Below are 25,952 nucleotides of genomic sequence, written 5' to 3'. Positions count from 1 at the left end.
GGTGACGCCGCCGTTGAGGGTCGATGCCGCAGCGCCGAAAGGGGCTGCCCGAGAGCCGGCCGCGTTCAGCGTGCAGCCCTCTGGCAGGTGGACGTTCTGATGCGCGTTGCCTCGGCGATCGCCGCTGCGGCGCTGATGGCCACGTCACTCTGCGGATGCACGTCAACACTTGAGGGCCAGGCGGTTTCGGGCCCAGCTGCGTATCCGTCTCCCCCGCCCGGCACCTTTCCCGATCTCGCGGTGTTCAAAGTGGCCGACCTCGCCGCATACACAAGCACCAACTGGCACCGCGACACCCTCGTCTCGTTCACAGCAAAAGACGTGACTTGCCTGGCCAACGTGTACGGCCAGACGACAGGGGCCGACGGGCTGGGGATGATCGACTGCCGCGCCTCACGCCTGCCTGGTTTCCCGAAGGATGCCGGCAGGCAAGGCCTTCCCGGACAGGCGCCGGCCTGGGAGACCGTCATGCAATCCGTGGGCCAAACCTCGGATGGTCGCTTCGAGTTCACGTATGCGGGCGGCGGACAGTGGAGCACGGACCACCAACTCCGAGAACTGCCCACAGGACACAAGCTCGTGGTCAACGATTCCGGCTGCGCGGCCGGCGACGACTTCGTGGCCTGTTACACGGCCTACCGCCATGGCTTCGTGATCTCACCGCGCGGGAGCTGGGCTTTCTAGCCGTCTCGCGTCACCGCTTTCTGCACCTGGGTCGTTGGCCGCGAGGTAGAGCGACCCTGGTGTGGAAAACCGCGCGCCCGAAACCCGTCTTCACCGGGAAGCCGCCACCGCTTTCCACACCTGGGTCGTTGAAGGCGTGCGGAACAACCCTGGTGTGGAAACCGGAGCCGGCGGGAGACCAGCCAACCAGCCAAACCGGCGCTCACCAGCACACCTTGACGTCTCTGTCACTTAGTGACAAAGTGGAGCTGTCACTAAGTGACAAGTTCTGGAGGTGAGAGCAATCGGCGAGAAGCAGGATCAGGCGCGTCTCGCCGTGTCGCGACATGCCTGCAAGTTGTTCTGGGAACGCGGCGTCACCGGCACCAGCGGTGACGAGATCGCCGCGGCGGCAGGGCTTTCGACGCGCACGATCTGGCGCTACTTCCGCGCGAAGGAAAGTTGTGTCGAACCGGTGCTGGCCAAATCCGCGGACCGGTTCATCGACATTCTCAACCGCTGGCCACACGATCTCTCGTTGGCCGAACATCTTGCCGCCGACGGAATTTCGCATCCAATGACGCCGCAGGACGTCGAGGATGAGATCAGCGCGATGCGAATCGCGACCATGACCTCGTCTGAACCCGCCCTTCGGACGGCCTATCTGATGGTTCACGACCGGATGGAGCAGGGCTTCATCCCGGTGATCGCCGAGCGCCTGGGTCTGCCGGAAACAGATCTCACCGTCCGGTTGTGCGCCGCGGCCGTCACCGGTGCGTTCCGCGTCGTCGACGAAGACGTCAGCATCGCAGTGATCGTCGAAGGCAAGAAAGTCACCGAAGAGCAGGCGCTGTCGCTCATCGATCGAGCAATCCGCGACGCGACCAACGGGCGTCTCGGCGGACCCGTCGTTCCCTGAACAACCCCGAAAGAGCTTGTCCACAAACAACAAAGGAGCGTCATGGCGTTGCCTGAACTCATCTCGGTAGAGGATTTCTTCAGCCCGCCCGAGCGCGCAGGAGCCAAGATCTCGCCCGACGGAACCAAGATCGCCTACCTGGCGCCGTGGAAGAACCGACTCAACGTGTGGGTTCAGGACCTCGACGGCGATTCCCCGCCTCGGTGCGTGACCGCAGACGAGACCCGCAGCGTGTACATCTACTCCTGGACCGACGATCCCCGGTGGCTGCTCTATATGCAGGACACCGGCGGGGACGAGAACTTCCACGTGTATCGCATCGACCTGGACAACCCCGACGCTGCCGCAGTGGATCTCACACCGTTTCCAGGCGCCAGAGCGAGTTTCGACCTGCCCAAGGGCCGGCCCGGAAAAGCGATCGCGCAGACCAACAACCGCAATCCTCAGCTGGTCGATGCGTACGAACTCGACATCGCCACTGGAGAACTGACCCTGTTGGCGGAAAACCCCGGCAACGTGATCACCTGGCTGTGCGCCCCCAACGGTGATCTGTTCACCAATACGCTGACCGTGGACGGCGATGTCGAGATATCTCAATGGGACTCGGCCACAGCATCATTGCGCTCCATCAAGGTGTACGACGGCACCGATTACCCGTTGGGCATCTACCCGGTCGTCATCTCTCCGGACGGTACGGGCATCTGGCTCGGATCGAACGAGGGCAGTGACCGCGCCCGGCTGGCCCGCCTCGATGTGGTCACCGGCACCGAGACCGAGGTGGACAGCCACCCGACATTCGATCTCGGCAATCAGATGGTGTTGCCTTCGCCTTTCATCCTAAGCGAGCGCACGGGAGAACTGATCGGCGCCAGGTATTACGGTGAGCGCCAGGTGATCCATGCCCTGGACCCGAATTTCGGCGCGGTGCTGGAGACTCTCACGAAGCTCTCCGATGGGGACCTCGCCGGCATCTCGTCGGACGATTCCGGTCAGCGGTGGGTCGTCAACTTCACCCACGACCGCGAACCGGGCGTCACCTACTTCTACGACCACGCCACCGGGGAAAGCCGGATGCTGTTCCGGCCATATCCGAATCTGAATTCAGATTCACTCGCACCGATGACCCCGGTGACCATCCCTTCGCGCGACGGGTTGGAACTGCACTCGTACCTGACCCTGCCGGTCGGAATCGAGGCCACCGACCTGCCGATGGTGTTACTGGTGCACGGCGGCCCGTGGTCACGGGACTGCTGGAGCTTTCAACCCGATGCGCAGATGCTGGCCAACCGCGGATATGCGGTGTTGCAGGTCAACTTTCGTGGCTCAACGGGCTACGGCAAGGCTTTCACCAAAGCGGCGATCGGTGAGTTCGCCGGCAAGATGCACGATGACCTGATCGATGCGGTGGACTGGGCGGTCAAGCAGGGCTACGCCGACCGGGACAAGGTGGCGATCTTCGGCGGTTCGTACGGTGGATACGCCGCGCTCGTCGGCGTCACGTTCACCCCGGACGTGTTCGCGGCGGCCATCGATTATGTCGGCATCTCCAGCCTGGCCAACTTCATGCGCACGCTGCCGAATGTGGCGCGTCCGTTCCTGGCCACGAACTGGCATCTATATGTAGGGAACCACAACGATCCGGCGCAGGAAGCCGACATGCTGGCCCGCTCCCCCATCACGCGAGTGGATCAGATCCGCACACCGCTGCTGGTAATCCAGGGCGCCAACGATTCTCGCGTGGTGCAGGCCGAATCCGACAACCTCGTCGAAGCGTTACGCGGCCGCGGCGTCGAGGTCGAGGTCGAGTACATGGTCAAGGCCGACGAGGGACACGGATTTCTCAACCCGGACAACCAGATCGACATGTACCACGCTGTCGAGCGGTTCCTGGCCCAGCATCTGGGCGGTCGCGCCTAACTGCCCAGCAGACGCAAATGTCCCCGACACGCCGTGCGTGCGGGGACATTTGCGTCTGCTCGCGCAGAAAAGAGCTCGCGCAGAGAGAGCTACAGGTTCGCGAGAAGTTCGCGTGCCTTCGCGGCGGTCTCGGACGGCGTCTTGCCGACCTTCACGCCGGCGGCCTCCAGGGCCTCCTGCTTACCGGCCGCAGTACCCGCGCCGTCGGACACGATGGCGCCGGCGTGGCCCATCGTCTTGCCCTCGGGAGCGGTGAAGCCCGCCACGTAGCCGACGACCGGCTTGGTGACGTTGGCCTTGATGTAGGCCGCGGCCTTCTCTTCGGCGTCGCCACCGATCTCACCGATCATCACGATCAGCTTGGTCTCCGGATCCTTCTCGAACGCCTCGATGGCGTCGATGTGGGTGGTACCGATGACCGGGTCGCCGCCGATGCCGATGGCGGTGGAGAAGCCGAGATCGCGCAGCTCGTACATCATCTGGTAGGTCAGGGTGCCGGACTTGGAGACCAGTCCGATCGGGCCCTTGCCGGTGATGTTGTTCGGCGTGATGCCGACCAGCGACTCGCCAGGGGTGATGATGCCGGGGCAGTTCGGCCCGATGATGCGGGTCTTCTCACCCTTGTCGACGTTATAGGCCCACGCGTAAGCGCTGTCCTGCACCGGGATTCCCTCGGTGATGACAACCAGCAGCGGGATCTCGGCGTCGATGGCCTCGATGATGGCGTCCTTGGAGAACGCCGGCGGCACGAAGGCGATCGACACGTCAGCGCCGGTCTCCTTCATGGCCTCGGCGACCGAGCCGAACACGGGCAGCTCGACGTCGTTGCCGTCTTTATCAACGTGCGACACCTTGGTGCCGGCCTTGCGCGCATTCACGCCACCGACGACCTGGGTGCCGGCCTTGAGCATCAGCGCGGTGTGCTTGGTGCCCTCACCACCGGTGATGCCCTGGACGATGACCTTGGAGTTTTTGTTCAGGAAGATAGACATGGGTCATGAATCCTTAATTACTTGTTCGCCAGCTCGGCGGCCTTGTCGGCACCGGCGTCCATGGTCTCGGCCTGGACAACGAGGGGATGGTTGGCCTCGGCGAGAATCCGCCGGCCCTCTTCGACGTTGTTGCCGTCCAGGCGGACGACGAGCGGCTTGTTGGCCTCGTCACCGAGGATCTTCAGTGCCTGCACGATGCCGTTGGCCACCGCGTCACAGGCGGTGATTCCGCCGAACACGTTGACGAACACGCTCTTGACCTGGCTGTCGTTCAGGATGACGTCGAGGCCGTTGGCCATGACCTCAGCCGAAGCGCCACCGCCGATGTCGAGGAAGTTGGCCGGCTTCACGCCGCCGTGCTTCTCCCCCGCGTAGGCGACCACGTCCAGCGTCGACATGACCAGGCCGGCACCGTTGCCGATGATGCCCACCTCGCCGTCGAGCTTGACGTAGTTGAGGTCGTTCTCCTTGGCCTTGAGCTCGAGGGGATCGGTGGCGTCCTTGTCCTCGAACTCAGCGTGGCCGGGCTGCCGGAAGTCGGCGTTGGCGTCCAGGGTGACCTTGCCGTCCAGGGCCAGGATCTGATCGTCGGGCGTGCGCACCAACGGGTTGACCTCAACCAGGGTGGCGTCCTCACCGACGAACACCTCCCACAGTTTCTGGATGGTCACTGCGGCGGCGTCGAGCACCTCGGCGGGCAGGTGACCCTGCTCGGCGATCGACCGGGCGAAGGCCAGGTCGACACCCTTGACCGCGTCGACGGGCACCTTGGCGAGCCGCTCGGGCTTGGTGGCGGCGACTTCCTCGATCTCCATGCCACCCTCAACCGAGCACATGGCCAGGTAAGTGCGGTTGGAACGGTCGAGCAGGAACGAGATGTAGTACTCCTCGGCGATGTCGCTCGCCTCGGCCACCAGCAACTTTTTGACGACGTGACCCTTGATGTCGAGACCCAGGATGTTGGTCGCGTGGGTCAGGGCGTCGTCGGGGGTGGCTGCGTACTTCACGCCGCCGGCCTTACCGCGGCCGCCGACCTTCACCTGCGCCTTGATCATCACGGGCTTGCCGATTTCGGTGGCGATCGCCTTGGCGTCCTCGGCCGAGTCGGTCACGCGGCCCGGGGTCGTGGGGACGTTGTGCTTGGCGAACAGCTCTTTTGCCTGATATTCGAAGAGATCCATGTGCTTCCTAGATAGGCGTTGTCTGTCTGCTTGGCTTCTATTGCGCTTCGAAGCTGCCCGGTCCGCATACCTCTGACGGGCCCGCTGGCACTTTATCCATCACCGAGTGATGGGTTAGCATCGCCTCCGGCTCATGTGGTAGATCTCACCGCCCGTGAGAGGTGATACGGATCACATTCCGGCGCGGAATAGACCCATAAGTTGCCACCATCATTGGGATTTGGTTAACGTGCCTCTGGTCCAGATAACGTTCAGGTCACGACGAAGAAGGATTCCCGAGTCTTGCCGCAGCATCGTTCGTCCGCAGCTCCCCGTGGAGTGCCGACGGACGCGCGCCGCCACAGGCGCCGGGTTTCTCCCGAAGAACTGGACGCTGCGGAGATCACCGACGTCATCCCGTTCAGCGCCTTCGAAGCGTTCGATGACCACTCGGACCTGGATGATCGCGGATCGCACGACCACGAATCCGACTTGATCTTCGCCCCCGAACTCGACGACATGGACGACACCGACGATCTGGTGCCCGTCCGTCTTGCCGTCCCTTCACGCTTCCGCCCCGAGACCAGCGGTGAGCGCGGCTCCCGTTACGCATACCGGGACAGCCACACCGACGTGAGCGACGGCATCGCCGCCACCGACGTGATCAACCTGTCCGGCCGGCGCGGTGCCCACCGCAAGGAGCACGCCGGGGCCGTCAAGAGCCGCCTGATGATCGCCGCCATGGCCGCGGGTGCCACCGCTGCGGGCGCCTATTCGTTGAGTAACCCCACCGAGACCAACGCTGACGACACGATCCTGGCCTCCGAGGGCAACCACATCGAAGGTGCCTCCGTCACCGGCTCGGTCGACGGCATGCAGATCGTCTCGGTCTCCTCGACCGCCGACACCTCGGTCCACGCCGAAGAGATCACCAAGGCCGCCGCCTTCGCCCAGGAACGCGCCGAACGCGAGGCTCGGCTGTCACGCCCGCTGTTCGTCATGCCCACCAAGGGTTACGTCTGGACCTCGAACTTCGGCTACCGCTGGGGCGTTCTGCACGCAGGCATCGACCTCGCGAGCCCGATCGGTACCCCGATCGTGGCGGTATCCGACGGCGTTGTCATCGCCTCGGGCCCGACGGCGGGCTACGGCGCATGGGTCAAGCTGCGTCACGCCGACGGCACCGTCACGCTCTACGGTCACATCAACACGTGGCTCGTCAGCGTGGGCGACCGGGTGATGGCCGGAGATCAGATCGCCACCGTCGGAAATCGGGGCTACTCCACCGGCCCCCACCTGCACTTCGAGGTTTTACAGAACGGGACCAGCCGCATCGATCCGGTGCCGTGGCTGTCCAAGCGAGGCCTCAGCCTCGGCAGCTATGTTGGCTGAGTGAGCGACGACGGACCAGCCGATCACCCCGACGAAGACGACGACCACACCCGCATCATCCGGCGCCAGCCTCAGGCCCCGATTTCCAGGCCCGTCCCGGTGCCCGACGAACCGCATACGAGCATCATCCGGCGTCATCCCACCGGCGCCATTCCCACCGCGAGTAGCGCGGAGCCTCAGACGAGCCTGATCGGCCGTGCGGACGACGACGCCGGTACGAGCTATGTGCCCCGCGCCCGGCCGATGATCGTCCCGCACACCCCGGCGGGTGCGAACCCGCGTACGGCCATCGTGGCGGCCACATCGGCCATCCTCAGCGGCTGGGCCACCGGTGTCATCGCGACCGATCTGATCGCCGGCTGGTGGCGCACCGACCGATTGTTCTGTGTGGCCATCGGTTTCCTGGCGGCGATCTCGGCCGCAGCAACCATCGGCGGACTCGTCGCATTGTTGCTGCGGCGCCGGATGGGCCGGCTCCTGGTCGTCGTCGGCGCGGTCATCGGCCTGCTGATCTTCGGCAGCCTGTTCATCGCCGGGGCCAGACTTCACCCCGTCGTCTACGCGATGCCGGCCCTACCCTTGGCCACCATCGTGCTCACCGTGTTGCCCTCGACCGCGCGCTGGAGCGCCCGCCGATAGGTGCACTCACAGCGTTCTTCCAGATCAGCCTGAGCCAAACCGTCGACCCCAAATCGGGGCCGGGAGTCTACTGGGGCGGATTCGCGTGTGTGCTCACGCATTGACACCTTCGGAGGACCGCTCCCATGTTGAACCGCCTGCTGCGCACCGCCTTTGCGCTCACCGTCATCACCACCGCAATCTCCTGCAGCGCCGACGACAACAACGCCGACGGCTACACCCTGCGTGTCGGGGCGACCTCGGTGACGGGAACTCCGGCGGGCTCCCTGGGCTGGGGCGACCGCGAGGGCATCCTCACCGAGCAGCTGAAATCCGCCGGGGTCGGCAAGATCGAGTATTCGTTCTTCCAGTCCGGAAGCGATGTCGCCTCAGCCCTGTTCGCCGGCGCCATCGACGTCGCCGCCATCGGCGACAACCCCGGGTTGCGGGCGCGCAGCCGTGACCCGAAAGTAGTTCTGTTGTCGCTTGATTCGATCAACGGCGACGCGTGGCTGGTGGGCGCCAAGGGTGGGCCCACCGACATCAAGGGCCTGGTGGGCAAGGACGTCACTGCCCCGCAGGGCACCATCCGAGACCGCGCCGCCCGCCAGCTCATCGACGCCGCGGGCCTCAACGGTCAGATCCACGTGCGCGACGTGCCGACGCCCGAGTCCATCGCCGGGCTGAGTTCGGGCAAGATCGATGCGGCCATCCTGACCGGCGCCAGCGCGGCCGAGCTGGAATCCAAGGGCTTCCCGATCATCGACAGCCTGTCGCGGCACGGCTTCGGCAGCACCGGTACCAACATCGCGTTGCGTTCGTTCACCGACGCCCACCCCGAGTTCATCGGCGCCTGGCAGCAGGCGGTCACCACCGTCAACCGCGACATCACCGAGAACTTCGACGACTACCTGGCCTGGGTCGCGAAAACCGACGACACCGACCTGAAGTTCGTCCAGAAGTCCACGCAGGCTGATGAGTTCAACACCGAACCGTTCCCCCAGGTCGGTGTGGAACAGCTCGAGGCCGCCTACGAGTTCCTCAACGCCGACGGGTCGTTCGACCACGAGTACTCGGTTCGCGAATGGGCCGGGGCGAAGTCGTGACCACCGCAGTGAGTGCCGCGTCCGCCGTCCGGCCCCCGGCCTTGCATCCCGAACTCATCGAGATCGTCGGCGGCCGAGGCCGGCGAAACGGCCTGTGGGCACGGCTCCCTCGGCCCGTGCGCCGTCTGGTGAGCCCCGCGCTGATCCTGGCGATCTGGAGCGTCGGATCTGCCACCGCGCTGCTCAACACCGATCTCTTTCCACCGCCGGCCCAGGTGGCTGCCACCGCGTGGCGCCTGCTCGGTGACGGGCAACTCGCCACCCACGTCGGCGCATCGGGCGTCCGGGTGCTGACCGGCACGGTGCTGGGCATCATCATCGGGGTCGTGCTCGCGGTACTCGCCGGGCTCACACGCACCGGTGAAGACCTGCTCGACTGGACGATGCAGATCCTCAAGGCGGTACCGAATTTCGCATTGACCCCACTGCTGATCATCTGGATGGGCATCGGCGAAGGCCCCAAGATCGTATTGATCACCACGGGCGTGGCGATCGCGATCTACATCAACACCTATTCCGGAATCCGCGGTGTGGACCGGCAACTCGTGGAGATGGCGCAAACCCTCGAAGCGCCACGCCACACCTTGATCACCCAGGTGATCCTGCCCGGGGCGATGCCCAATTTCCTGGTCGGCCTGCGGTTGGGGCTCTCCACTGCGTGGCTGAGCCTGATCTTCGCAGAGATGATCAACACCACTCAGGGCATCGGCTACCTGATGTCACGCGCCCAGACCAACCTGCAGTTCGACGTGTCACTGCTGGTGATCGTCATCTACGCGGTCGCTGGCCTGCTGTCCTACACGCTGGTACGGGTGCTGGAACGGCTATTGCTGTCCTGGCGCAACGGTTTCGAGGGTCTCGGAGCGCCGGCATGAGCTCGGCGGTGGTCGAGGTACGCGGCCTGCAGCGGGCGTTCGGCGATCAGCAGGTGCTCGAAGATCTCGAATTGCAGATCGGTGACGGCGAATTCGTCGCGATGCTGGGCCGGTCCGGCTCCGGGAAGAGCACCCTGCTGCGCGTGCTGGCCGGGCTCGACAACCAGGTCACCGGCTCGGTGAAGGTGCCGCGCTCGCGGGCGGTGGTGTTCCAGAACCCTCGGCTCCTGCCGTGGCGGCGTGCCCTGTCCAACGTCACCTTCGCACTTCCCGACGCCGGACCCGACGCACCCAGCCGGGCCGCTCGCGGACGGGCCGCCCTTGAGGAAGTCGGCCTTACCGAGAAGGCGAGGGCATGGCCGTTGTCGCTGTCCGGCGGTGAAGCGCAACGGGTTTCCCTGGCGCGCGCCCTGGTCCGCGAACCCGACCTGTTGCTGCTCGACGAGCCGTTCGGCGCACTCGACGCGCTCACCAGGCTCAAGATGTACGGACTGTTGCACGATCTGTGGTCCCGCAGGCACATGGCAGTCCTGCACGTCACCCATGACGTCGACGAGGCGATCCTGCTGGCCGACCGGGTCGTGGTGCTCTCCGGTAGCCGGATATCCCTGGACCGTCGTGTCGAACTGCCCTTCCCACGCACCCGCAGCGACGACGGCTTCGATGATTTGCGCCGCGCGCTGCTGGCCGAACTCGGCGTCCGAGAGGAGGTAGGACATGACCGCTCCCGCTGATCCCGGTGTACTGACCACCGATGTCCTGGTGATCGGCGGCGGCCCCGCAGCCACCTGGGCCGCCATCTCGGCCACCGAATCCGGTGCCCGGGTCGTCCTGGTGGACAAGGGCTATTGCGGTACCAGCGGGGCGACCGCCGCCGGCGGCAACAACCTGTGGGCGATCGGTCCGGGGCCGCGGCGCGAGGATTCGGTGCGCGAACGTGAGCTGGCCGCTGGGCGAATCACCGACTCCGAGTGGATGTTCCGGGTGCTCGCCACCTCGTGGGACCGGCTCGGGCAGCTCTCCGAGTGGGGCTACCCGTTCCCGGTGGGTGCCGACGGCCGGGAGATGCGCAGCAGTCTGCAGGGCCCGGAGTACATGCGCCGGATGCGCCGCAAGGCTCATCGCAGTGGAGTACTGATCCTCGACCACCACCCGGCGCTGCACCTGACCGCCGACCGAGACGGCGTCGTCACGGGCGCCACCGGCATCGCCCGCCAGGACGGCGGCCGGCCCTGGCAGATCACTTCGGGTGCCGTCGTGTTGGCCACCGGCGGAACCGCTTTCCTGTCCGGAACCTTCGGCACCAACGTCGACACGGGCGAGGGCCTGCTGATGGCGGCCGAACACGGCGCGCACCTTTCCGGCATGGAGTTCTGCACCGCCTATGCACTGGCCCCCGAGTGGGGCGTACACACGAAGGGCCGAATGCTGCAGTGGGGCAGCTTCTATGACGAGCACGGCCGGCCTTTCACCACGCAACGTGGGCTGAGCGGCCGCCAGGATGCCCAACGGGCACTGGCCCGCGGCGAGCGGGTGTTCACCCGACTGGACCGCGCGCCCGAACACCTCCGCCAGACCATGCGCGACGCTCAGCCGAACTACTTCCTGCCGCTGGACAAGGCCGGAGTCGACCCGTTCACCACGGCCTACCCGGTCCGGATGGTCTACGAGGGATCGGTGCGCGGCACCGGCGGCCTGCGACTGGTCGGGCCGGATTGTGCGACGACGGTTCCCGGACTGTATGCGGCAGGAGATGCCGCGACCCGCGAGCTCATCACCGGCTCGCTCTCCGGCGGCGGCAGCCGCAATGGCTCCTGGGCCATCGCCTCGGGTACGTTCGCCGGCCGGGGTGCCGCGGAGTTCAGCCGCACCCGACGGATGCACACGGCGCCGGCACCGCCCACCCGGCCGTCACGCTCGGGCGCGCCCACTGTCGAAGAGGTGGTGGCCGTGGCTCAGTCGCATGTCCTGCCGCCGCAGCGTAGCTATGTGAAGTCAGCCGATCGGCTTCATGAGTCAGCCGATGTGCTGGACACCGTGTGGCGCGACATCGCCGACGGCCTGGCCCCCGTGGCGGCGCGCGATGTCTACAAACAGCGTCAGGCAGTCGCCATGGTGGCTGCGGCGCGCTGGATCACAGCAGCATCCCTGGCCCGGCCCGAGACCCGCGGCCTGCACCGCCGCGAGGATCAGCCCGAATCGGACCACCGCTTCGAGCATCGCATACTGGTCGGCGGCCTCGACGACATCTGGACCGCCCCCGATCCCATTGCCCCGCAACTCATCTCTTCGGAGGCCGTGGCGTGATCGAGATAGTCAGTGCCACCGCGTGCATCAAGTGCGACGTCTGCGTCAAGGTGTGCCCCACCGACGTCTTCGACCGTGGAAGCGACGGGGTACCCGTCATCGCGCGCCAGTCCGACTGCCAGACCTGCTTCATGTGCGAGGCGTACTGCCCCACCGATGCGCTCTACGTCTCCCCTGTGTCCACCCCCGTCGAGGCCGACAGCCCGCACGCGTCCGAATCCGCGGTCAGCCGGGCCGGACTGCTCGGCGGCTACCGGGAGATGGTCGGCTGGGGCCAGGGCCGTACCCCGGGATCCCGCCTGGACCAGAACCCGGTGCTGACATCGATTCCGCCCCTGGCCGAGTCACGGCTGGGTGCCCCTGCGGCGCTGGCTGATGGGCCCTGGAATCATCCCGGGCGCGAGGCGACGCCGAGATCGACGTCAGGGTCGTAATTCGTCAGGTTTCACGACCCTCAGGTAGATCTCGCGGTGTTGCAGCGCCGCGGGCCGTCAGACATCCTTGACGCATGTCTGACGAGCACCACGAACCCGGCAACCAGCGATTGCTCTACGCCGCAACCTTTTTCGCCCGGATCGCGCTGGCCTCCGCATTCCTGTCCGCCGTCGCCGATCGATTCGGCCTGTGGGGATCGCCTGGCACGCCGAATGTCGGCTGGGGAAACTTCGAAGCCTTCACCGCCTACGTCCACGTGCTGGCGCCCTACCTTTCCGGCGCGTTGCTCCACATCGTCGCGTGGGGAGCGACGATCGTCGAGATCCTCCTCGGCGTAGCGCTCCTGTTGGGAGTTGCCTTGCGGTGGGCGTCATTTGCCAGCGCGGCGACACTGATCGTCTTCGGCGTCTCGATGTTCGTGTTCGCCGGATTCGAAACACCGTTCAGTGCATCGGTCTTCACCGCCGCCACGGCTGCCCTGCTGCTCGGGCTGGCCCCTGACAGCAGCCACGCCCTGCGAATCAGAGCTTCTGCACCGGCGCGTGATTGTGCATGAGCTTGACGCGGCCAGCACTGCCGAAGTCGATCAGTGACATCGCCGTTTCGCCCATTCCCGACACTTCCTCGACGCGACCCAGCCCGTACTTGTCGTGGGTGACCCGGTCGCCCGGTTCAAGCGTGATCACCGGACGGTTGCGGGCGGGCGCCGGCCGTGACGGCGACGGACGGGGACTCCCGTAGCGACCGGCGTTTCCTACCGGCGCACTCAGCGACGACGACGGCTGCTCGACGCGCCGCCAATTGATCAGGTCCTCCGGAATCTCGCGCAGGAACCGCGATTCCGGGTTGAGCATGGGCTGCCCCCACGAGGACCGCACCTTGGCCCGGCTCAGGTACAACCGCTTGCGTGCCCGGGTGATGCCGACATACGCCAGGCGTCGCTCCTCGGACAGCTCGTTGGGATCACCCAGCGCCCGCATGTGCGGGAACATGCCGTCCTCCCAGCCGGTGACGAACACCGCCGGGAACTCCAGCCCCTTGGCGGTGTGCAGGGTCATCATCGTCACCACGCCCGCACCGTCTTCGGGGATCTCGTCGGCGTCGGCCACCAGCGACACCCGCTCCAAGAACTGGGCCAGCACCCCGGTGTCGGGGATGTCCTCGTCGACCGGCTCACCCTCGCCCTGTTCGGCCAAGGCTCGGGCATTGGCCAGGTCGATGCTGAATTCGTGTGCGACACTGACCAATTCGTTGAGGTTGTCCAGCCGGGCCAGATCCTGCGGATCGCTGGAGGCTTCCAGCTCCCGGCGGTAGCCGGTCCGTTCCAGCACCGCCTCGACCAGGTCTCCCAGCTCGTCATCGAGCTTGCCGCGCAGCTGGTCGAGCATCAGGACAAACGAGGCGATGGCCTTCTCCGAGCGGGAGTTGAGCATCGGCACCCGACCCTCGGCGGCGGCCTGCAACGCATCGTTGAAGCTGCCCCCGGTGTTCTCGGCGTACACCGCGACGCAGGCCTCGGCCCGGTCACCGATGCCGCGGCGCGGGGTGTTGAGGATGCGACGCATGCTGACCGCATCTCCTGGATTGTCCAGGACCCTCAGGTAGGCGACGATGTCGCGGATCTCGCGGCGCTCGTAGAACCGCACCCCGCCGACGACCTTGTACGGGATGCCGGCGCGGATGAACACTTCCTCCAGCGCGCGCGACGAGTTGTTGGTGCGGTAGAACACCGCGACATCTGAATATTTCAGGCCTTCGCTGTCACTGAGCGAGTCGATCTCCGAGGCGACGAACCGGGCCTCGTCATGTTCGTTGTCGGCCACATAGCCGACGATCAGCTCGCCCTCGCCTTCTTCGGTCCACAGCCGCTTCTCCCGGCGGCCCGTGTTGCGGGCGATCACCGAGTTGGCCGCGTTCAGGATGGTCTGGGTGGAGCGGTAATTCTGTTCCAGCAGGATGGTCGTCGCGTCCGGGTAGTCGCGCTCGAAGTCCTCGATGTTGCGGATCGTCGCGCCGCGGAACGCGTAGATGGACTGATCGGCGTCACCCACCACGCACAGCTCCGACGCCGCCACCCCGTCGTTCTCGTCGAGGTGATGCCCCACCAACTCGCGCACCAACACGTACTGCGCGTGGTTGGTGTCCTGGTACTCGTCGACCAGAATGTGGCGGAATCGGCGCCGGTAGTACTGGGCGATCTGCGGGAAGGCCTGCAGGATCCCGACCGTCTCGCCGATCAGATCGTCGAAGTCCAGGGCATTGGCCGCGCGCAGCCTGCGCTGATACTCGCCATAGACCTGGGCCACGATGCCGGCCATCTCCTCGGCCGCCTCCGAGGCCTCAGCCGCCGCCTGCTCGGGGCCGATCAGCTCGTTCTTCAGGTTCGAGATGCCGTTGGCCAGCAGCCGCGGCGAATACCGCTTGGTGTCCAACCCCATGTCCTTGCCGATCATCATCAGCAGGCGCCGGGAATCGTCCGAGTCGTAGATCGAGAAATTGGAATTCAGCCCCGGGAGCAGCGAAGCCTGGTTGCGCAGGATCCGCACGCACGTGGAGTGGAACGTCGACACCCACATGTTGCGGGCCCGCGGGCCCACGAGCTGAACCACCCGCTCGCGCATCTCCGCAGCGGCCTTGTTGGTGAACGTGATGGCCAGGATCTGCCCCACACCCACGTCACGGGCGGCCAGCAGATAGGCGATACGCCTGGTCAGCACGGCTGTCTTACCTGACCCCGCGCCCGCGACGATCAGCAACGGCGACCCTTGGTGCAGCACCGCTTGGCGCTGCTGCGGGTTCAAGCCGTCAAGAAGTGCATCAACATCTGCAGCAGCTGGGGAGGCGACGGGCGAAGTGGTCATCTTGCGTTCAAACTTACCGCCGAGCGGGGACAGTTTTGCGCTGGCACGGGCCGACTGGGACTATCAGCGTGTGCCTGAGATCGATGACCTGCGTCGGGAGATCGACGAACTCGACGCCACCATCCTCGCCGCAATCCAGCGCCGCGCCGAGGTCTCCAAAATGATCGGCAAAGCCCGGATGGCCTCCGGTGGCACCCGCCTGGTGCACAGCCGTGAAATGCAGGTGATCGAGCGCTACAGCGTGCTGGGCCCCGAGGGCAAAGACCTGGCCATCCTCATACTGCAACTCGGCCGCGGCCGACTGGGGCACTGACGGTCAGCCCGCGGGCCGCGCCGGCTTCTTGAGCGAGTCGAGCAGCCACGGCGTCAACCACTGCACCGCCTCGGACGTCGGGTGCACGCCGTCGCTGCGCATCCGGACCCCGTTGATCTTCGCGGTGTACTTGCCGTCCGGGTTGAGCTTGGCGTTGAAATCCAGCACTGACACGTTCGGCCGTTGCCCGGCCACGGTCCGCAGCATGGTGTTCCACGCCTGCACCCGGCCCGGCTGATCCTCGGGATAAAGCGTGCCATCCGACCGCTCACCGCGCCGGTTGTACGGCGCCGTGGTCACCACGACGCGAGCCCCGGTCGCGCTGAGGATGTCCAGCGCGCGCTGCAGCTCACCTTTGAGATAGGCGTCGTATGCGTCGTTGCCGACGTGCATCCACCGCCCGTGCCAGGTCCGGTCCACAACCTCCCAGCGCCCGATCATCAACAGCACGGTGTCCGGCCGGTCATGGGCCATCCGCTGGGCCCAGCGCTCCGGCCATGAATCGCATTCCGGCTTCTGGTTCAGCGTCTCGCCGGCCGACCGGTACGGGCCACCGCGGGCGATGCCGCAGCCGATGGTCGTGTAATCGCTGAAATGAAAACCCGGCGTGACGGGCAGGTACCGCATCAAGGTCCACGCCACCGAGTCGCCGAACACCGCGACGGTCCGCGTGCCCGGTGGCAGCGCCGGTGCCGGTCCCACCGGGACGGCCCGCTCCGCGCCGATGTCCTGCTCGGACGCGGCGGCGGCCATCACGTCCGGGCCCGCCGGGCGGGTCGGGACACCGACCGGGACGACCGTCATCGTCACCACCGCGGCGGTCGCCACCGTGGCCGCCGCCAGCCGCAGCATCGGGACGTGCTGCGGGCGCCAGTGCCGGACCGGCTGCTCGATGGCCCACCACGACACCCATGACACCGCGATCGTCACCGCACACCGCAGCGCCAGCAGTGACCAGCCCTGCAGGCCGGTCCGCTCGCCGTTGAGAATCTGGAAGATCGGCCAGTGCCACAGGTAGACCCCGTAGGAGATGACACCGAGGGTGACCAGCGGGTACCAGGCCAGGGCCCGGGCGACGTAACCGTCCTGATCCAGCGCCACGGGCGCGACGACGAGCACCGCGCCCAGCGCCACCGCGATCAGCAGTCCGTGGTGGAACTCGTCGGCGCTGCCGGTCGCCAGGTGTGCGGCCGCCGCCAGCACCGCGACTCCGATCACCGGCAAGGTCCAGGCGACCCAGCGTCGCCACCGAGCCCGGATCAACGTGCCCGACATCGTCAGCGCCGACCAGTCGCGCACCAACAGCGCCGCGGCCGCCGCACCGATCAGCAGCGCCTGCGCCCGGGTGTCGGTGCCGAAGTAGACGCGGTTGAGCTCACCGGCGTCGCCGGACATCAGGACCGATGCGACGGCCGAGCCGATCATCCCGAGAACGGCCAGCACGAAAACCACCACCCGAACCGCACCGGTCGAGCGGCGCCGCACCAGCAGCGCGGCGGCCAGCACCAGTAGTGGCCAGACGACGTAGTACTGCTCCTCCACCGCCAGCGACCAGGTGTGCTGCAACGGCGACGGCGGAGCGCCCTGGCTGAAGTAGTCGGTATCGGAAGCCACGAAAACCCAGTTGGCCATCCAGAAGAACGCCGCCACCGCATCCTCGCGAAGCGTGGTGACCGCATCCGACGGGAACAAGGGCCGGGCAATCACCACGGCCAAGGTCATGAGCACCATTGCCGGCAGCAGGCGCTTCGCGCGGCGAATCCAGAACCCTTTGAGGTCGATACGCTCGGTGCGCCGGAACTCGTCGAGCAGCAGTGAGGTGATCAGGAATCCGCTGAGCACGAAGAAGACGTCGACGCCGATGAACCCTCCGGCCACACCGGGCACCCCGCCGTGACCGGCCAGCACCAGGGCCACCGCGATCGCGCGGATTCCGTCGAGTGCGGGGATGTCACGCCGGATGGAGGCACGCCGACGCCGGCTGGCAGCACGGACTGGCGCCGCGGTCACGTCATGCACTCCCGTCTTGGCTTCCGAGCCCCGAAGTTTAAGGGGCATCAGGCGCCGAATCGGGAAGGCGCGACGAGGCGCTAACGGGTTAGCGCAATATATTTCGTGTCGAGGTATTCCTCGATGCCCTCGGTGCCGCCTTCACGCCCGAAGCCGGACTCCTTGATACCGCCGAACGGTGCGGCCGCATCCGAGATGACACCGCGGTTGATGCCGACCATGCCGGATTGGATGCCCTCGGAGACCCGCAACGCGCGGTCCAGCGACTGGGTGTAAACGTAAGCAGCCAAGCCGTATTCGGTGTTGTTGGCGGCCTCGATCCCTTCTTCCTCGGTGTCGAAGCCCGTGATCGGGGCAACCGGGCCGAAGATCTCCTCCTTGAGGATGCGGGCGTCGGCGGGCACGTCGGCGAGCACCGTGGCCGGGTAGAAGTTGCCGGGGCCTCCGGGGGCGACACCGCCGACCGCGACGGTCGCACCCTTGGACACCGCGTCGGAGACCAGCTCGGTGACGGTGGCGACCTGCTTGGAGTTGATGAGGGGGCCCAACGTGGACGCGGGGTCGATGCCCTTGCCGAGGGTGAACTCGCTCATCCGCTTGACGAGCTTGTCGGTGAACTCCTCGCGCACCGAGTTGGCCACGTGGAAGCGGTTGGCGGCGGTGCAGGCCTCACCACCGTTGCGCATCTTGGCCAGGATTGCGCCGTCGACCGCCGCGTCCACGTCGGCATCGTCGAACACGATGAACGGGGCGTTGCCGCCCAACTCCATCGAGGTGCGCAGCAGCTTGTCGGCGGATTGCTTCACGAGTGCTTTGCCCACCCCGGTCGAGCCGGTGAAGGTGAGCTTGCGCAGCCGGCCGTCATCGACCAGCGCGGAGGTTACCCCGCCCGGGTTACTGGTCGGCAGCACCGAGAGCACGCCCTTGGGCAGACCGGCCTCATCCATCAGCTTGGCCAGCAGCAGCATGGTCAGCGGCGTTTCCTGCGCGGGTTTGACGATCATGGTGCAGCCCGCGGCGAAGGCGGGCCCCATCTTGCGCGTGCCCATGGCCAGCGGGAAGTTCCACGGCGTGATGGCGTAGCACGGGCCGACAGCCTGCTTGGTGACTAGAATTCGTCCGGTTCCGGCCGGTGCCGGGGTGTAGCGACCGGCGATGCGCACCGCTTCTTCGGAGAACCAGCGGAAGAACTCGGCGCCGTAGGCGACTTCGCCCTTGCTCTCGGCGAGGACCTTGCCCATCTCCAGGGTCATCAGCGCGGCGATGTCATCGGCACGTTCGGTGATCTTCTCGAACACCGAACGAAGGATCTCGCCTCGCTTGCGCGGCGCGGTTGCGGCCCATTCGGCCTGCACCGCACACGCGGCGTCCAGTGCGGCGACGGCGTCGGCGGCGGTCGCATCGGCAACGGTGGCCAGCACCTGATCGTCGCTCGGATCGAGCACATTGAACGACGACGCGGCCTGGCGTTCCTCGCCACCGATCCAAAGACCCGTGGGCACGGATGAAATCAAGTCTTCAATGGCCATACATCAATCATGTACACCTTCAAATCGAGCGCCGCACTAAGGTCGGGAGAATGAGTGCTGACATCACCGCAACCCCCGCCTGGCAGGCTTTGTCTAAGCACTACGACGAGATCCGCGACATCCATCTGACGGAGCTTTTCGCCGAAGATCCGACCCGCGGGACCGAACTGGTGTTGACCGTCGGCGATCTCTACATCGATTACAGCAAGCACCGCGTCACCCGTCGGACGCTGGAATTGCTGACGGACCTGGCGCGCGCCGCGGGGCTGGAGACCCGACGCGATGCGATGTTCGCCGGAGCGCACATCAACACCTCCGAGGACCGCGCGGTACTGCACACGGCGCTCAGGCTGCCTGCCGATGCGTCGTTGACTGTTGACGGCCAGGACGTGGTGGCGGACGTGCATTCCGTGCTGGACCGGATGGGCGATTTCACCGACCGGCTGCGCAGCGGCGAGTGGTCCGGCGCCACCGGTGAGCGCATCAAGGCCGTGGTCAACATCGGCATCGGCGGTTCCGACCTGGGCCCGGTGATGGTGTACGACGCACTGCGCCACTACGCCGACGCCGGCATCAGTGCCCGCTTCGTGTCGAACGTCGACCCCGCCGACCTGGTTGCGACACTGGCCGATTTAGATCCGGCCACAACGCTTTTCATCGTCGCATCCAAGACGTTCTCCACGTTGGAGACGCTGACAAATGCCACCGCCGCGCGCCGTTGGCTGGTCGATGCTCTCGGCGAAGATGCCGTCGCCAAGCATTTCGTGGCGGTTTCCACCAACGCGAAGCTGGTGCAGGAGTTCGGCATCGACACCGACAACATGTTCGGGTTCTGGGACTGGGTCGGGGGCCGGTACTCGGTGGACTCGGCGATCGGGCTGTCAGTGATGGCCGTGATCGGCCGCGAGCGGTTCGCCGAATTCCTCGCCGGCTTCCACCTCGTCGACGAGCACTTCCGCACCGCACCGCTGTCCGGGAACGCTCCGGCACTGCTGGGGCTGATCGGTCTGTGGTATTCGGATTTCTTTGGTGCGCAATCGCGGGCGGTACTGCCGTACTCCAACGACCTGTCCCGGTTTGCCGCATACCTGCAGCAGTTGACCATGGAGTCCAACGGCAAGTCGGTGCGTGCCGACGGCACCGCCGTCACCACCGATACCGGTGAGATCTTCTGGGGCGAGCCGGGAACCAACGGTCAGCACGCGTTCTATCAGCTGCTGCACCAGGGCACCCGGCTGGTGCCGGCCGACTTCATCGGATTCTCGCAACCCACCGACGATCTGCCCACTGCCGACGGCACCGGCAGCATGCACGACCTGTTGATGAGCAACTTCTTCGCCCAGACTCAGGTCCTGGCCTTCGGCAAGACGGCCGAAGCCATTGCGGCAGAAGGGACTCCGGCTTCTGTGGTGCCGCACAAGGTGATGCCCGGAAACCGACCGACGACGTCAATCCTGGCAACCAGGTTGACGCCGTCGGTCGTCGGCCAGCTCATCGCACTCTACGAACACCAGGTGTTCACCGAGGGAGTGGTGTGGGGGATCGACTCCTTCGATCAATGGGGCGTCGAGCTTGGCAAGACCCAGGCCAAGGCGCTACTGCCGGTCATCACCGACTCGCAGTCACCGGGCACGCAGTCGGACTCGTCCACCGATGCGCTGGTGCGCCGGTATCGAGCCGAGCGCGGGCGCTCGATCTGATCGGAGTGCGCGGGCACTCGACCTAGCGCATCCCCGGGACCGTCGCGCAGCCCACGTTCGGGATGCAGCCGCTGGCTCCGCCCGGGCCGGCCGTGCCGCCGGGACCACCGGGAATCGCGCCGGTAGCGCCACCCGGGCCTGCCGTACCACCAGGTCCGCCCGGAATTTCGCCGGTAGCGCCGCCGGGTCCGGCTGTGCCGCCGGGACCACCGGGGATGGCGCCGGTAGCGCCGCCTGGTCCGGCGGTGCCCAGGTCGGCGCAGGCCGTCCCGTCGGCGTTGACGCACGGGGGCGGGGGCGGCGGGTCAGCCATGGCGACCGGGCCGAAAGCAACAGCCCCAGCCGCAGCGCCTGCAAAGAACATCGAGGCAATCAATTTTGAGGTCATGACGGTGGTCTACCCAGCCGCACCGGGTCTCGAAACCCGGTGCGGATCGGGCGGCACGGCCACCGGGCCATCCGATGTGTCGCAGGAGCTGCCGTGCGTGCCGCGCACCGGACGGACGTGCTGACAGGCGGGCACATCGCTATCGCCCGAGAATCCGAGCCTGGCGTGACGCCTGTGACTAGGCGAAACGCTTCGTGTACTTCGGCGGCAGCAGCCGCATCACCTGAGTCAGCGGTGCCCACGGCCAGCGCGGCACGACCGCCCGGCCCTTCTCTTTCTCGATCGCCTCAACCATCGCGCGCACGCCGGTCTCGTTGTCGACCATGAGCATCGTGGTCGCCGACTTGGCGGTCATCTCCGACTCGATGTAGCCCGGCTCGATCACCGTCACCCGGATCGGGCCCTTGTCGTACTCGGCACGCAGCGACTCGCCCAGCGATGTCATCCCCGCTTTCGACGCGCAGTAGGCGGCCTTGCCACCGGGCACACCGGTGTTGCCCAGCACCGACGAGATCAACACCAGGTGACCGCTGCCCGACTTCTTGAACATCTCCAGGGCCGTCTCGATCTGCACCAGACCGGCGATCAGGTTGGTCTCGATGGTGGCCTTGTTGGCCCACGGCTTGCCCTCGCCCAGCGGCCAGCCCTTGCCGATCCCCGCATTGACGATCACGCGATCGATGCCACCGAGTTCCTCGGACAACTCGCCGAACACCCGCGGCACAGCCTCATGGTCGTTGACGTCCAACGCAGCGACCGCGACCTTGACGTAGGGGTGCCGGGCGGCCAGCTCGGCCTTGAGCTCATCGAGCCGCTCGGTGCGACGGGCACACAGCGCCAGGTCCCGGCCCTTGGCCGCGAATTGACGGGCCATGCCCGCGCCCAGTCCGGAGCTGGCACCGGTGATGAGGATCTTCTGACGGGTCATCGCAGCAGGATAACCGAGTTAGACAACTGTCAAAAATGCGGCCGCTTACTTGAGCAGCTTGGACATCCGTCGGTCGGCCAGGACCTTGCCACCGGTCTGACACGTCGGGCAGTACTGGAACGACTTGTCGGCGAAGGACACCTCCCGCACGGTGTCCCCGCACACCGGGCACGGCAACCCCGTGCGGGCATGCACGCGCAGACCGGACCGCTTCTCCCCCTTGAGCGTCGCAGCCTGCTGCCCCACCGATCGCGTCACCGCATCGGTGAGCACCGAGATCATCGCATCGTGCAGTGCGCCGAGCTGGGCATCGGTCAGCTTCCCCGCGGTCGCGAACGGCGACAGCTTGGCCACGTGCAAGATCTCGTCGCTGTAGGCGTTACCGATCCCCGCGATCACCTTCTGATCGGTGATCACCGTCTTGATCCGCCCGCCGTGGGCGGCCAGCACACCCGCCAGGCCGGCCGAATCCAGCGACAGCGCATCAGGCCCGAGCGCCGCGATCTGCGGCACGTCGAGCGGATCGGCAACCACCCACACGGCCAACCGTTTCTGGGTTCCGGCCTCGGTCAGGTCGAATCCGATCCCCTCGCCCAGATGGACGCGCAACGCAATAGGTCCCTTGCCCGGCTTGAGCGGCGTCGTCGCAAGCTTGTCCGACCAACGCAGCCAACCCGCGCGCGACAGGTGTGTGATGAGGTGCCAGGGACCAACCTCGAGACCGAGGTATTTACCCCAACGATTGGCGCCGATGACCGTCTGGCCGTGCAACGCCGTCGTCGGCGGATCGAACGTCTTGAGGACCGACAAGGCGGCCACGTCGATCCGGGTGACCACCCGGCCCGTCGCATTCCGGCGTAGGTGATCGGCCAGCGCCTCCACTTCGGGCAGTTCAGGCATGGCTCCAGTGTGTCAGCGAAACGCCGCGCATGCTGTAGACATGTCCAACCGGCCTGCTCCCCGAGCGACCAACCCGTTGCGGCACATCTTAGTGATCAACAGCGTGCCGCGCCGGTGGCCGTTCGCCTTGCGCGCCGGAATCTGTATGGCCGTACCGGTTCTGGTGGGCTGGCTCGCGGGTGACACCACGGCCGGCCTGATCGCGACAATCGGCGGATTCACGTCGCTATATGGCAGTGGCCGGCCCTACCTCAATCGCGGTGGATACCTCGCCGTGGTCGTCGTGTGCTTCGCCGCCGCGGTGGCACTCGGGGACTGGGCGTCGTCCACGCCGTGGCTGGGCGTGCTGACCGTGACGATGATCGCCGCGGTGGCCACGCTGGTCTGCCATGCCCTGAGCATCGGACCGCCAGGCGCCTACATGCTGGTGCTGGCGTGCGCAGCCGGTACCGGCACCCCGGCGACACTGCATCTGAGCCCGGGCCATCACGCCGCGCTCGTTCTGGCCGGCGGCGCGTTCGCCTGGCTGGTGCACATGTCCGGTGCGCTGATCAGACCGCGCGGACCGGAGAAAGCGGCGGTGGCCGCGGCAGCCGCTGCCGTCGCGGACTACACCGAGAATCCTGCAGCCGAGACTCGACACCGGGCCGCGCTCCTGCTGCACACCGCGTGGGTCACGCTGGTCACTTATCAACCGGTCCAACCGAAACCGGACCAGGCGCTGTATCGGTTGCGAGTCGTCAACCGTCGGCTGCACGGGCTTTTCGCCGAGGCCATGCGGGCCGCTGACCGGGGTGAGCCGCCCTCAGAAGACAGCGCGGCCCTGGCACGGCACCTGGCCACCGTGCCCGCGGACGCCGTCACCGATGAGCATGGCGCCGAAGGGATTCCGCTCGGCCGGCCGAGCGCGCTGCAACTATTGCGCAGGGCGGTGACGCCCGGCTCGGTGTCGCTGCAGCTGGCCGGACGGGTGGGCATCGCGGTCGCCGTCTCGGGCGTGATCGCCGTGCTGATCTCGCAGGCCCTGACGATGTCGCATGCGTACTGGGCGATGGCCGCCGCGGTGCTGATGCTGCATCAGGGCTTCGACTGGCAACGCACGGTGGTCCGCGGTGTCGAGCGGACCCTGGGCACCTGGCTGGGCCTCGGTGTGGCCGGGGCGATTCTCGCGTTGCACCCGCAAGGTCTGTGGCTGGCACTGGTGATCGGGGCGTTGCAGTTCGTCATCGAGATGTACGTGGTGCGCAACTACACCCTGGCCGTCGTGTTCATCACGCCCGCCGCCCTCACCATCGCCTCCGGCGGCCAACCCGTCGACAACCTCGGCGAGCTACTACTGACCCGCGGCATGGACACCCTGATCGGCTGCGCGGTGGCCCTGGCCGTGTACTGGGCCACCCAACGTCTGCGCCACCCGACCGGCCTGCGCCACGCGATCACGGCCACGCTCGAGGCGGTCACCGTGACCCTGCCTCACCTGGCGGCCGACGACGCCACCTCACCGGCGGCCCGTACCCATCGGCGCGATCTGCAGTTGCGCGCCATGGAGTTGCTGCCGGCGTATGACGCGAGCATCGGCGGATCACCCGCGCAACGGCTTGGCGCCGAACGGATGTGGCCGACAGTCGTGGCCACCGAACAACTCGCCTACCGCACGCTGGCGGCGTGCTGGGGCGCCGAGCGTGATCGTGACACCCAGGCCGGCGCCGATGCAGCCGCCGACACCGCGGCGGCGCTGACCGAACAGGCGTGCGACCTACGCGAGGGCCTTGACGAACGACAGTAGCCAGCTCACCAGCGACAGCACGATTGCCGCCCAGATGGCGGTCCACCAGAACTGGTCGATGTGCAGACCCCAACCCGTGGTGTTGTCGGTGATCCACGAGGTGATCCAGAGCATCAGCGCATTGATCACGATGTGGATCAGGCCAAGGGTGAGGATGTAGAGCGGGATCGACAGGATCTGCACGATCGGCTTGATGAACGCGTTGACCAGACCGAAGATCACCGCGACGACGAAGATGATGCCGACCCTGGCGATGGTCGAGTCACCGCCGATGAAGTAGATCCCCGGCACGACGAGAGTGACGACCCAGAGCGCGAATCCGGTTATCGCGGCGCGCAGGAGAAATGAGCTCATGGCGGTCTAGTCTGCCGAGCGCAGCAGGTACGTGTCCATGATCCAGCCGTGACGGGCCCTCGCCTCGGCACGCGCAGCAACGATCTCGTCGCCGATCTCTCCGACGGTTCCCGCATACAGCAACTCATCAGGCGTGCCCAGGTAGGCGCCCCACCAGATGCGGGTCTGTGGCGGGCATTGCGTAAACGTGCATTCGGCGTCCAGCATCACCACGGCGCTTCCGGTCAGCCCGTGCTCACGGAGCTGACGGCCCGTGGTGATGAGCACCGGTTCGCCCACGTCGTTGAGCGGGATGCGGTGGCGCGCGGTCAGCACCTGGATCGCGGTGATGCCGGGGATGACGTCGTACTCGAATTCGACGTGCTCGCCCACCATCTCGAGAATTCGCAGAGTGCTGTCGTACAGCGACGCGTCCCCCCAGGCCAGAAACGCCCCGACGCCGTCGGCGTCGAGTTCGGTCTCGATGGCTGCCGCCCAGATTCGCGCCCGTTCAGCATGCCAGTCCGCCACAGCCTGGCGGTACCCCGGTGCATCACCGGAGCCGGCGCGCGGCGGGTCGACCAATTCGACGAAGCGGTAGCCGGGTTCGGTGATGAAACGGTCGCAGATCTGCTTGCGCACGGCGATGAGATCGTCAGCTGAGCCCCGGCGGAGCCCCTTGTCCATCGCGAAGAACACCTGGGTGTCATTGAGCGCGGAAATGGCCTGAGCCGTGACGAAGTCCGGATCACCGGCTCCGATTCCGATGACATGGATGCGACGCACAGTCGAAGGTTAACCGAACCGAAACCGGGGACCC

24 protein-coding genes and 1 pseudogene are annotated in these 25,952 nt (G+C 66.5%); 14 read left to right on the top strand and 11 right to left on the bottom strand.

Annotation, left to right across the window (positions count from 1 at the left end):
- Window positions 1-99 precede the first annotated feature (99 nt).
- From ACZYZF_RS24660 to ACZYZF_RS24650, 3 genes are all read left to right on the top strand, one after another.
- Window positions 100-684 carry a hypothetical protein gene (locus ACZYZF_RS24660; RefSeq protein ID WP_463837078.1) on the top strand — a complete coding sequence of 195 codons (585 nt, stop codon included), beginning with the start codon at window positions 100-102 and terminating at the stop codon, window positions 682-684.
- A 283-nt stretch (window positions 685-967) separates the two neighbouring features.
- Entirely contained in the window at window positions 968-1,582 is a 615-nt protein-coding gene (locus ACZYZF_RS24655) for a TetR/AcrR family transcriptional regulator (RefSeq protein ID WP_463746557.1), read from the top strand.
- Window positions 1,583-1,624: 42 nt separating this feature from the next.
- Window positions 1,625-3,499, top strand: coding sequence for a S9 family peptidase (locus ACZYZF_RS24650; RefSeq protein ID WP_463837076.1), 1,875 nt, complete (start codon window positions 1,625-1,627; stop codon window positions 3,497-3,499).
- Window positions 3,500-3,588: 89 nt separating this feature from the next.
- Here the strand turns inward: ACZYZF_RS24650 and sucD are convergent, their stop codons facing one another.
- Window positions 3,589-4,491 carry a succinate--CoA ligase subunit alpha gene (sucD, locus tag ACZYZF_RS24645; protein WP_463837074.1) on the bottom strand — a complete coding sequence of 301 codons (903 nt, stop codon included), beginning with the start codon at window positions 4,489-4,491 and terminating at the stop codon, window positions 3,589-3,591.
- A gap of 17 nt (window positions 4,492-4,508) precedes the next feature.
- The gene (gene sucC / locus ACZYZF_RS24640; RefSeq protein ID WP_463746060.1) at window positions 4,509-5,672 is read right to left on the bottom strand and encodes an ADP-forming succinate--CoA ligase subunit beta; all 1,164 of its coding nucleotides are present in this window, start codon (window positions 5,670-5,672) and stop codon (window positions 4,509-4,511) included.
- A gap of 282 nt (window positions 5,673-5,954) precedes the next feature.
- Here sucC and ACZYZF_RS24635 point away from each other — a divergent pair, with 282 nt between their 5' ends.
- From ACZYZF_RS24635 to ACZYZF_RS24600, 8 genes are all read left to right on the top strand, one after another.
- Window positions 5,955-7,043: a M23 family metallopeptidase gene (locus tag ACZYZF_RS24635; RefSeq protein ID WP_463746059.1), complete on the top strand. Its 1,089-nt coding sequence runs from the start codon at window positions 5,955-5,957 to the stop codon at window positions 7,041-7,043.
- Window positions 7,044-7,682, top strand: a complete 639-nt coding sequence (locus ACZYZF_RS24630; RefSeq protein WP_463837073.1) for a hypothetical protein — start codon at window positions 7,044-7,046, stop codon at window positions 7,680-7,682.
- A gap of 125 nt (window positions 7,683-7,807) precedes the next feature.
- Window positions 7,808-8,767 carry an ABC transporter substrate-binding protein gene (locus tag ACZYZF_RS24625; RefSeq protein ID WP_463746057.1) on the top strand — a complete coding sequence of 320 codons (960 nt, stop codon included), beginning with the start codon at window positions 7,808-7,810 and terminating at the stop codon, window positions 8,765-8,767.
- Window positions 8,746-9,642, top strand: coding sequence for an ABC transporter permease (locus ACZYZF_RS24620; RefSeq protein ID WP_463837072.1), 897 nt, complete (start codon window positions 8,746-8,748; stop codon window positions 9,640-9,642). Before ACZYZF_RS24625 ends, ACZYZF_RS24620 begins: the two co-directional genes overlap by 22 nt.
- Window positions 9,639-10,376 carry an ABC transporter ATP-binding protein gene (locus tag ACZYZF_RS24615; RefSeq protein ID WP_463837070.1) on the top strand — a complete coding sequence of 246 codons (738 nt, stop codon included), beginning with the start codon at window positions 9,639-9,641 and terminating at the stop codon, window positions 10,374-10,376. The genes ACZYZF_RS24620 and ACZYZF_RS24615 overlap by 4 nt, the downstream gene beginning before the upstream one ends.
- The gene (locus ACZYZF_RS24610) at window positions 10,360-11,949 is read left to right on the top strand and encodes an FAD-binding protein (RefSeq protein WP_463837069.1); all 1,590 of its coding nucleotides are present in this window, start codon (window positions 10,360-10,362) and stop codon (window positions 11,947-11,949) included. The genes ACZYZF_RS24615 and ACZYZF_RS24610 overlap by 17 nt, the downstream gene beginning before the upstream one ends.
- Window positions 11,946-12,383 carry a 4Fe-4S binding protein gene (locus ACZYZF_RS24605; protein WP_463837067.1) on the top strand — a complete coding sequence of 146 codons (438 nt, stop codon included), beginning with the start codon at window positions 11,946-11,948 and terminating at the stop codon, window positions 12,381-12,383. Before ACZYZF_RS24610 ends, ACZYZF_RS24605 begins: the two co-directional genes overlap by 4 nt.
- Before the next feature lie 74 nt (window positions 12,384-12,457).
- A complete protein-coding gene (locus ACZYZF_RS24600; RefSeq protein WP_463837066.1) occupies window positions 12,458-12,940 on the top strand; it encodes a hypothetical protein in 483 nt (160 codons plus the stop codon).
- Here ACZYZF_RS24600 and pcrA read toward each other — a convergent pair.
- Window positions 12,906-15,245: a DNA helicase PcrA gene (gene pcrA / locus ACZYZF_RS24595; RefSeq protein WP_463837064.1), complete on the bottom strand. Its 2,340-nt coding sequence runs from the start codon at window positions 15,243-15,245 to the stop codon at window positions 12,906-12,908. The genes ACZYZF_RS24600 and pcrA overlap by 35 nt on opposite strands.
- A 40-nt stretch (window positions 15,246-15,285) precedes the next feature.
- Between pcrA and ACZYZF_RS24590 the strand changes: the two genes are divergently transcribed.
- Window positions 15,286-15,558 (top strand): chorismate mutase, encoded by a 273-nt coding sequence (locus ACZYZF_RS24590; RefSeq protein WP_029110136.1) that lies wholly within the window; start codon window positions 15,286-15,288, stop codon window positions 15,556-15,558.
- 3 nt (window positions 15,559-15,561) lie between these two features.
- Here ACZYZF_RS24590 and ACZYZF_RS24585 read toward each other — a convergent pair whose 3' ends face one another.
- A complete protein-coding gene (locus ACZYZF_RS24585) occupies window positions 15,562-17,616 on the bottom strand; it encodes a DUF459 domain-containing protein (protein WP_463837063.1) in 2,055 nt (684 codons plus the stop codon).
- A gap of 32 nt (window positions 17,617-17,648) precedes the next feature.
- Complete coding sequence (locus ACZYZF_RS24580) at window positions 17,649-19,097, bottom strand: NAD-dependent succinate-semialdehyde dehydrogenase (protein ID WP_463837061.1); 1,449 nt, start codon at window positions 19,095-19,097, stop codon at window positions 17,649-17,651.
- 50 nt (window positions 19,098-19,147) lie between these two features.
- On the opposite strand from ACZYZF_RS24580, the gene pgi reads away from it, so the two are divergent.
- Window positions 19,148-20,797, top strand: coding sequence for a glucose-6-phosphate isomerase (gene pgi / locus ACZYZF_RS24575; RefSeq protein WP_463746048.1), 1,650 nt, complete (start codon window positions 19,148-19,150; stop codon window positions 20,795-20,797).
- Window positions 20,798-20,819: 22 nt separating this feature from the next.
- On the opposite strand, the gene ACZYZF_RS24570 is transcribed toward pgi, so the two are convergent.
- The 4 genes and pseudogenes from ACZYZF_RS24570 to ACZYZF_RS24555 all read right to left on the bottom strand — a co-directional run.
- On the bottom strand, window positions 20,820-21,185 hold the full coding sequence (locus ACZYZF_RS24570) for a hypothetical protein (RefSeq protein ID WP_463746047.1): 366 nt from the start codon (window positions 21,183-21,185) through the stop codon (window positions 20,820-20,822).
- Between the two features lie 178 nt (window positions 21,186-21,363).
- The gene (locus ACZYZF_RS24565; RefSeq protein WP_463746046.1) at window positions 21,364-22,113 is read right to left on the bottom strand and encodes an SDR family oxidoreductase; all 750 of its coding nucleotides are present in this window, start codon (window positions 22,111-22,113) and stop codon (window positions 21,364-21,366) included.
- 45 nt (window positions 22,114-22,158) lie between these two features.
- A complete protein-coding gene (locus tag ACZYZF_RS24560; protein ID WP_463746556.1) occupies window positions 22,159-22,626 on the bottom strand; it encodes a zinc finger domain-containing protein in 468 nt (155 codons plus the stop codon).
- A 144-nt stretch (window positions 22,627-22,770) separates the two neighbouring features.
- A pseudogene (locus tag ACZYZF_RS24555) lies at window positions 22,771-23,013 on the bottom strand (DNA-formamidopyrimidine glycosylase family protein); the annotation flags it as partial.
- A 40-nt stretch (window positions 23,014-23,053) separates the two neighbouring features.
- Here ACZYZF_RS24555 and ACZYZF_RS24550 point away from each other — a divergent pair.
- A complete protein-coding gene (locus ACZYZF_RS24550; protein ID WP_463746045.1) occupies window positions 23,054-24,799 on the top strand; it encodes an FUSC family protein in 1,746 nt (581 codons plus the stop codon).
- Here ACZYZF_RS24550 and ACZYZF_RS24545 read toward each other — a convergent pair.
- Together ACZYZF_RS24545 and cobF are read right to left on the bottom strand one after the other, a co-directional pair.
- Entirely contained in the window at window positions 24,770-25,153 is a 384-nt protein-coding gene (locus ACZYZF_RS24545; protein ID WP_463746044.1) for a phage holin family protein, read from the bottom strand. The genes ACZYZF_RS24550 and ACZYZF_RS24545 overlap by 30 nt on opposite strands.
- A gap of 6 nt (window positions 25,154-25,159) precedes the next feature.
- Window positions 25,160-25,918, bottom strand: a complete 759-nt coding sequence (gene cobF, locus ACZYZF_RS24540) for a precorrin-6A synthase (deacetylating) (protein WP_463746043.1) — start codon at window positions 25,916-25,918, stop codon at window positions 25,160-25,162.
- Window positions 25,919-25,952: the final 34 nt, after the last annotated feature.

The sequence above is a fragment of the Mycobacterium sp. IDUB_24 genome, from assembly GCF_055419385.1.
The sequence above is the reverse complement of the archived record's forward strand: the minus strand, read 5'-3'. Positions and strand labels throughout refer to the sequence as shown.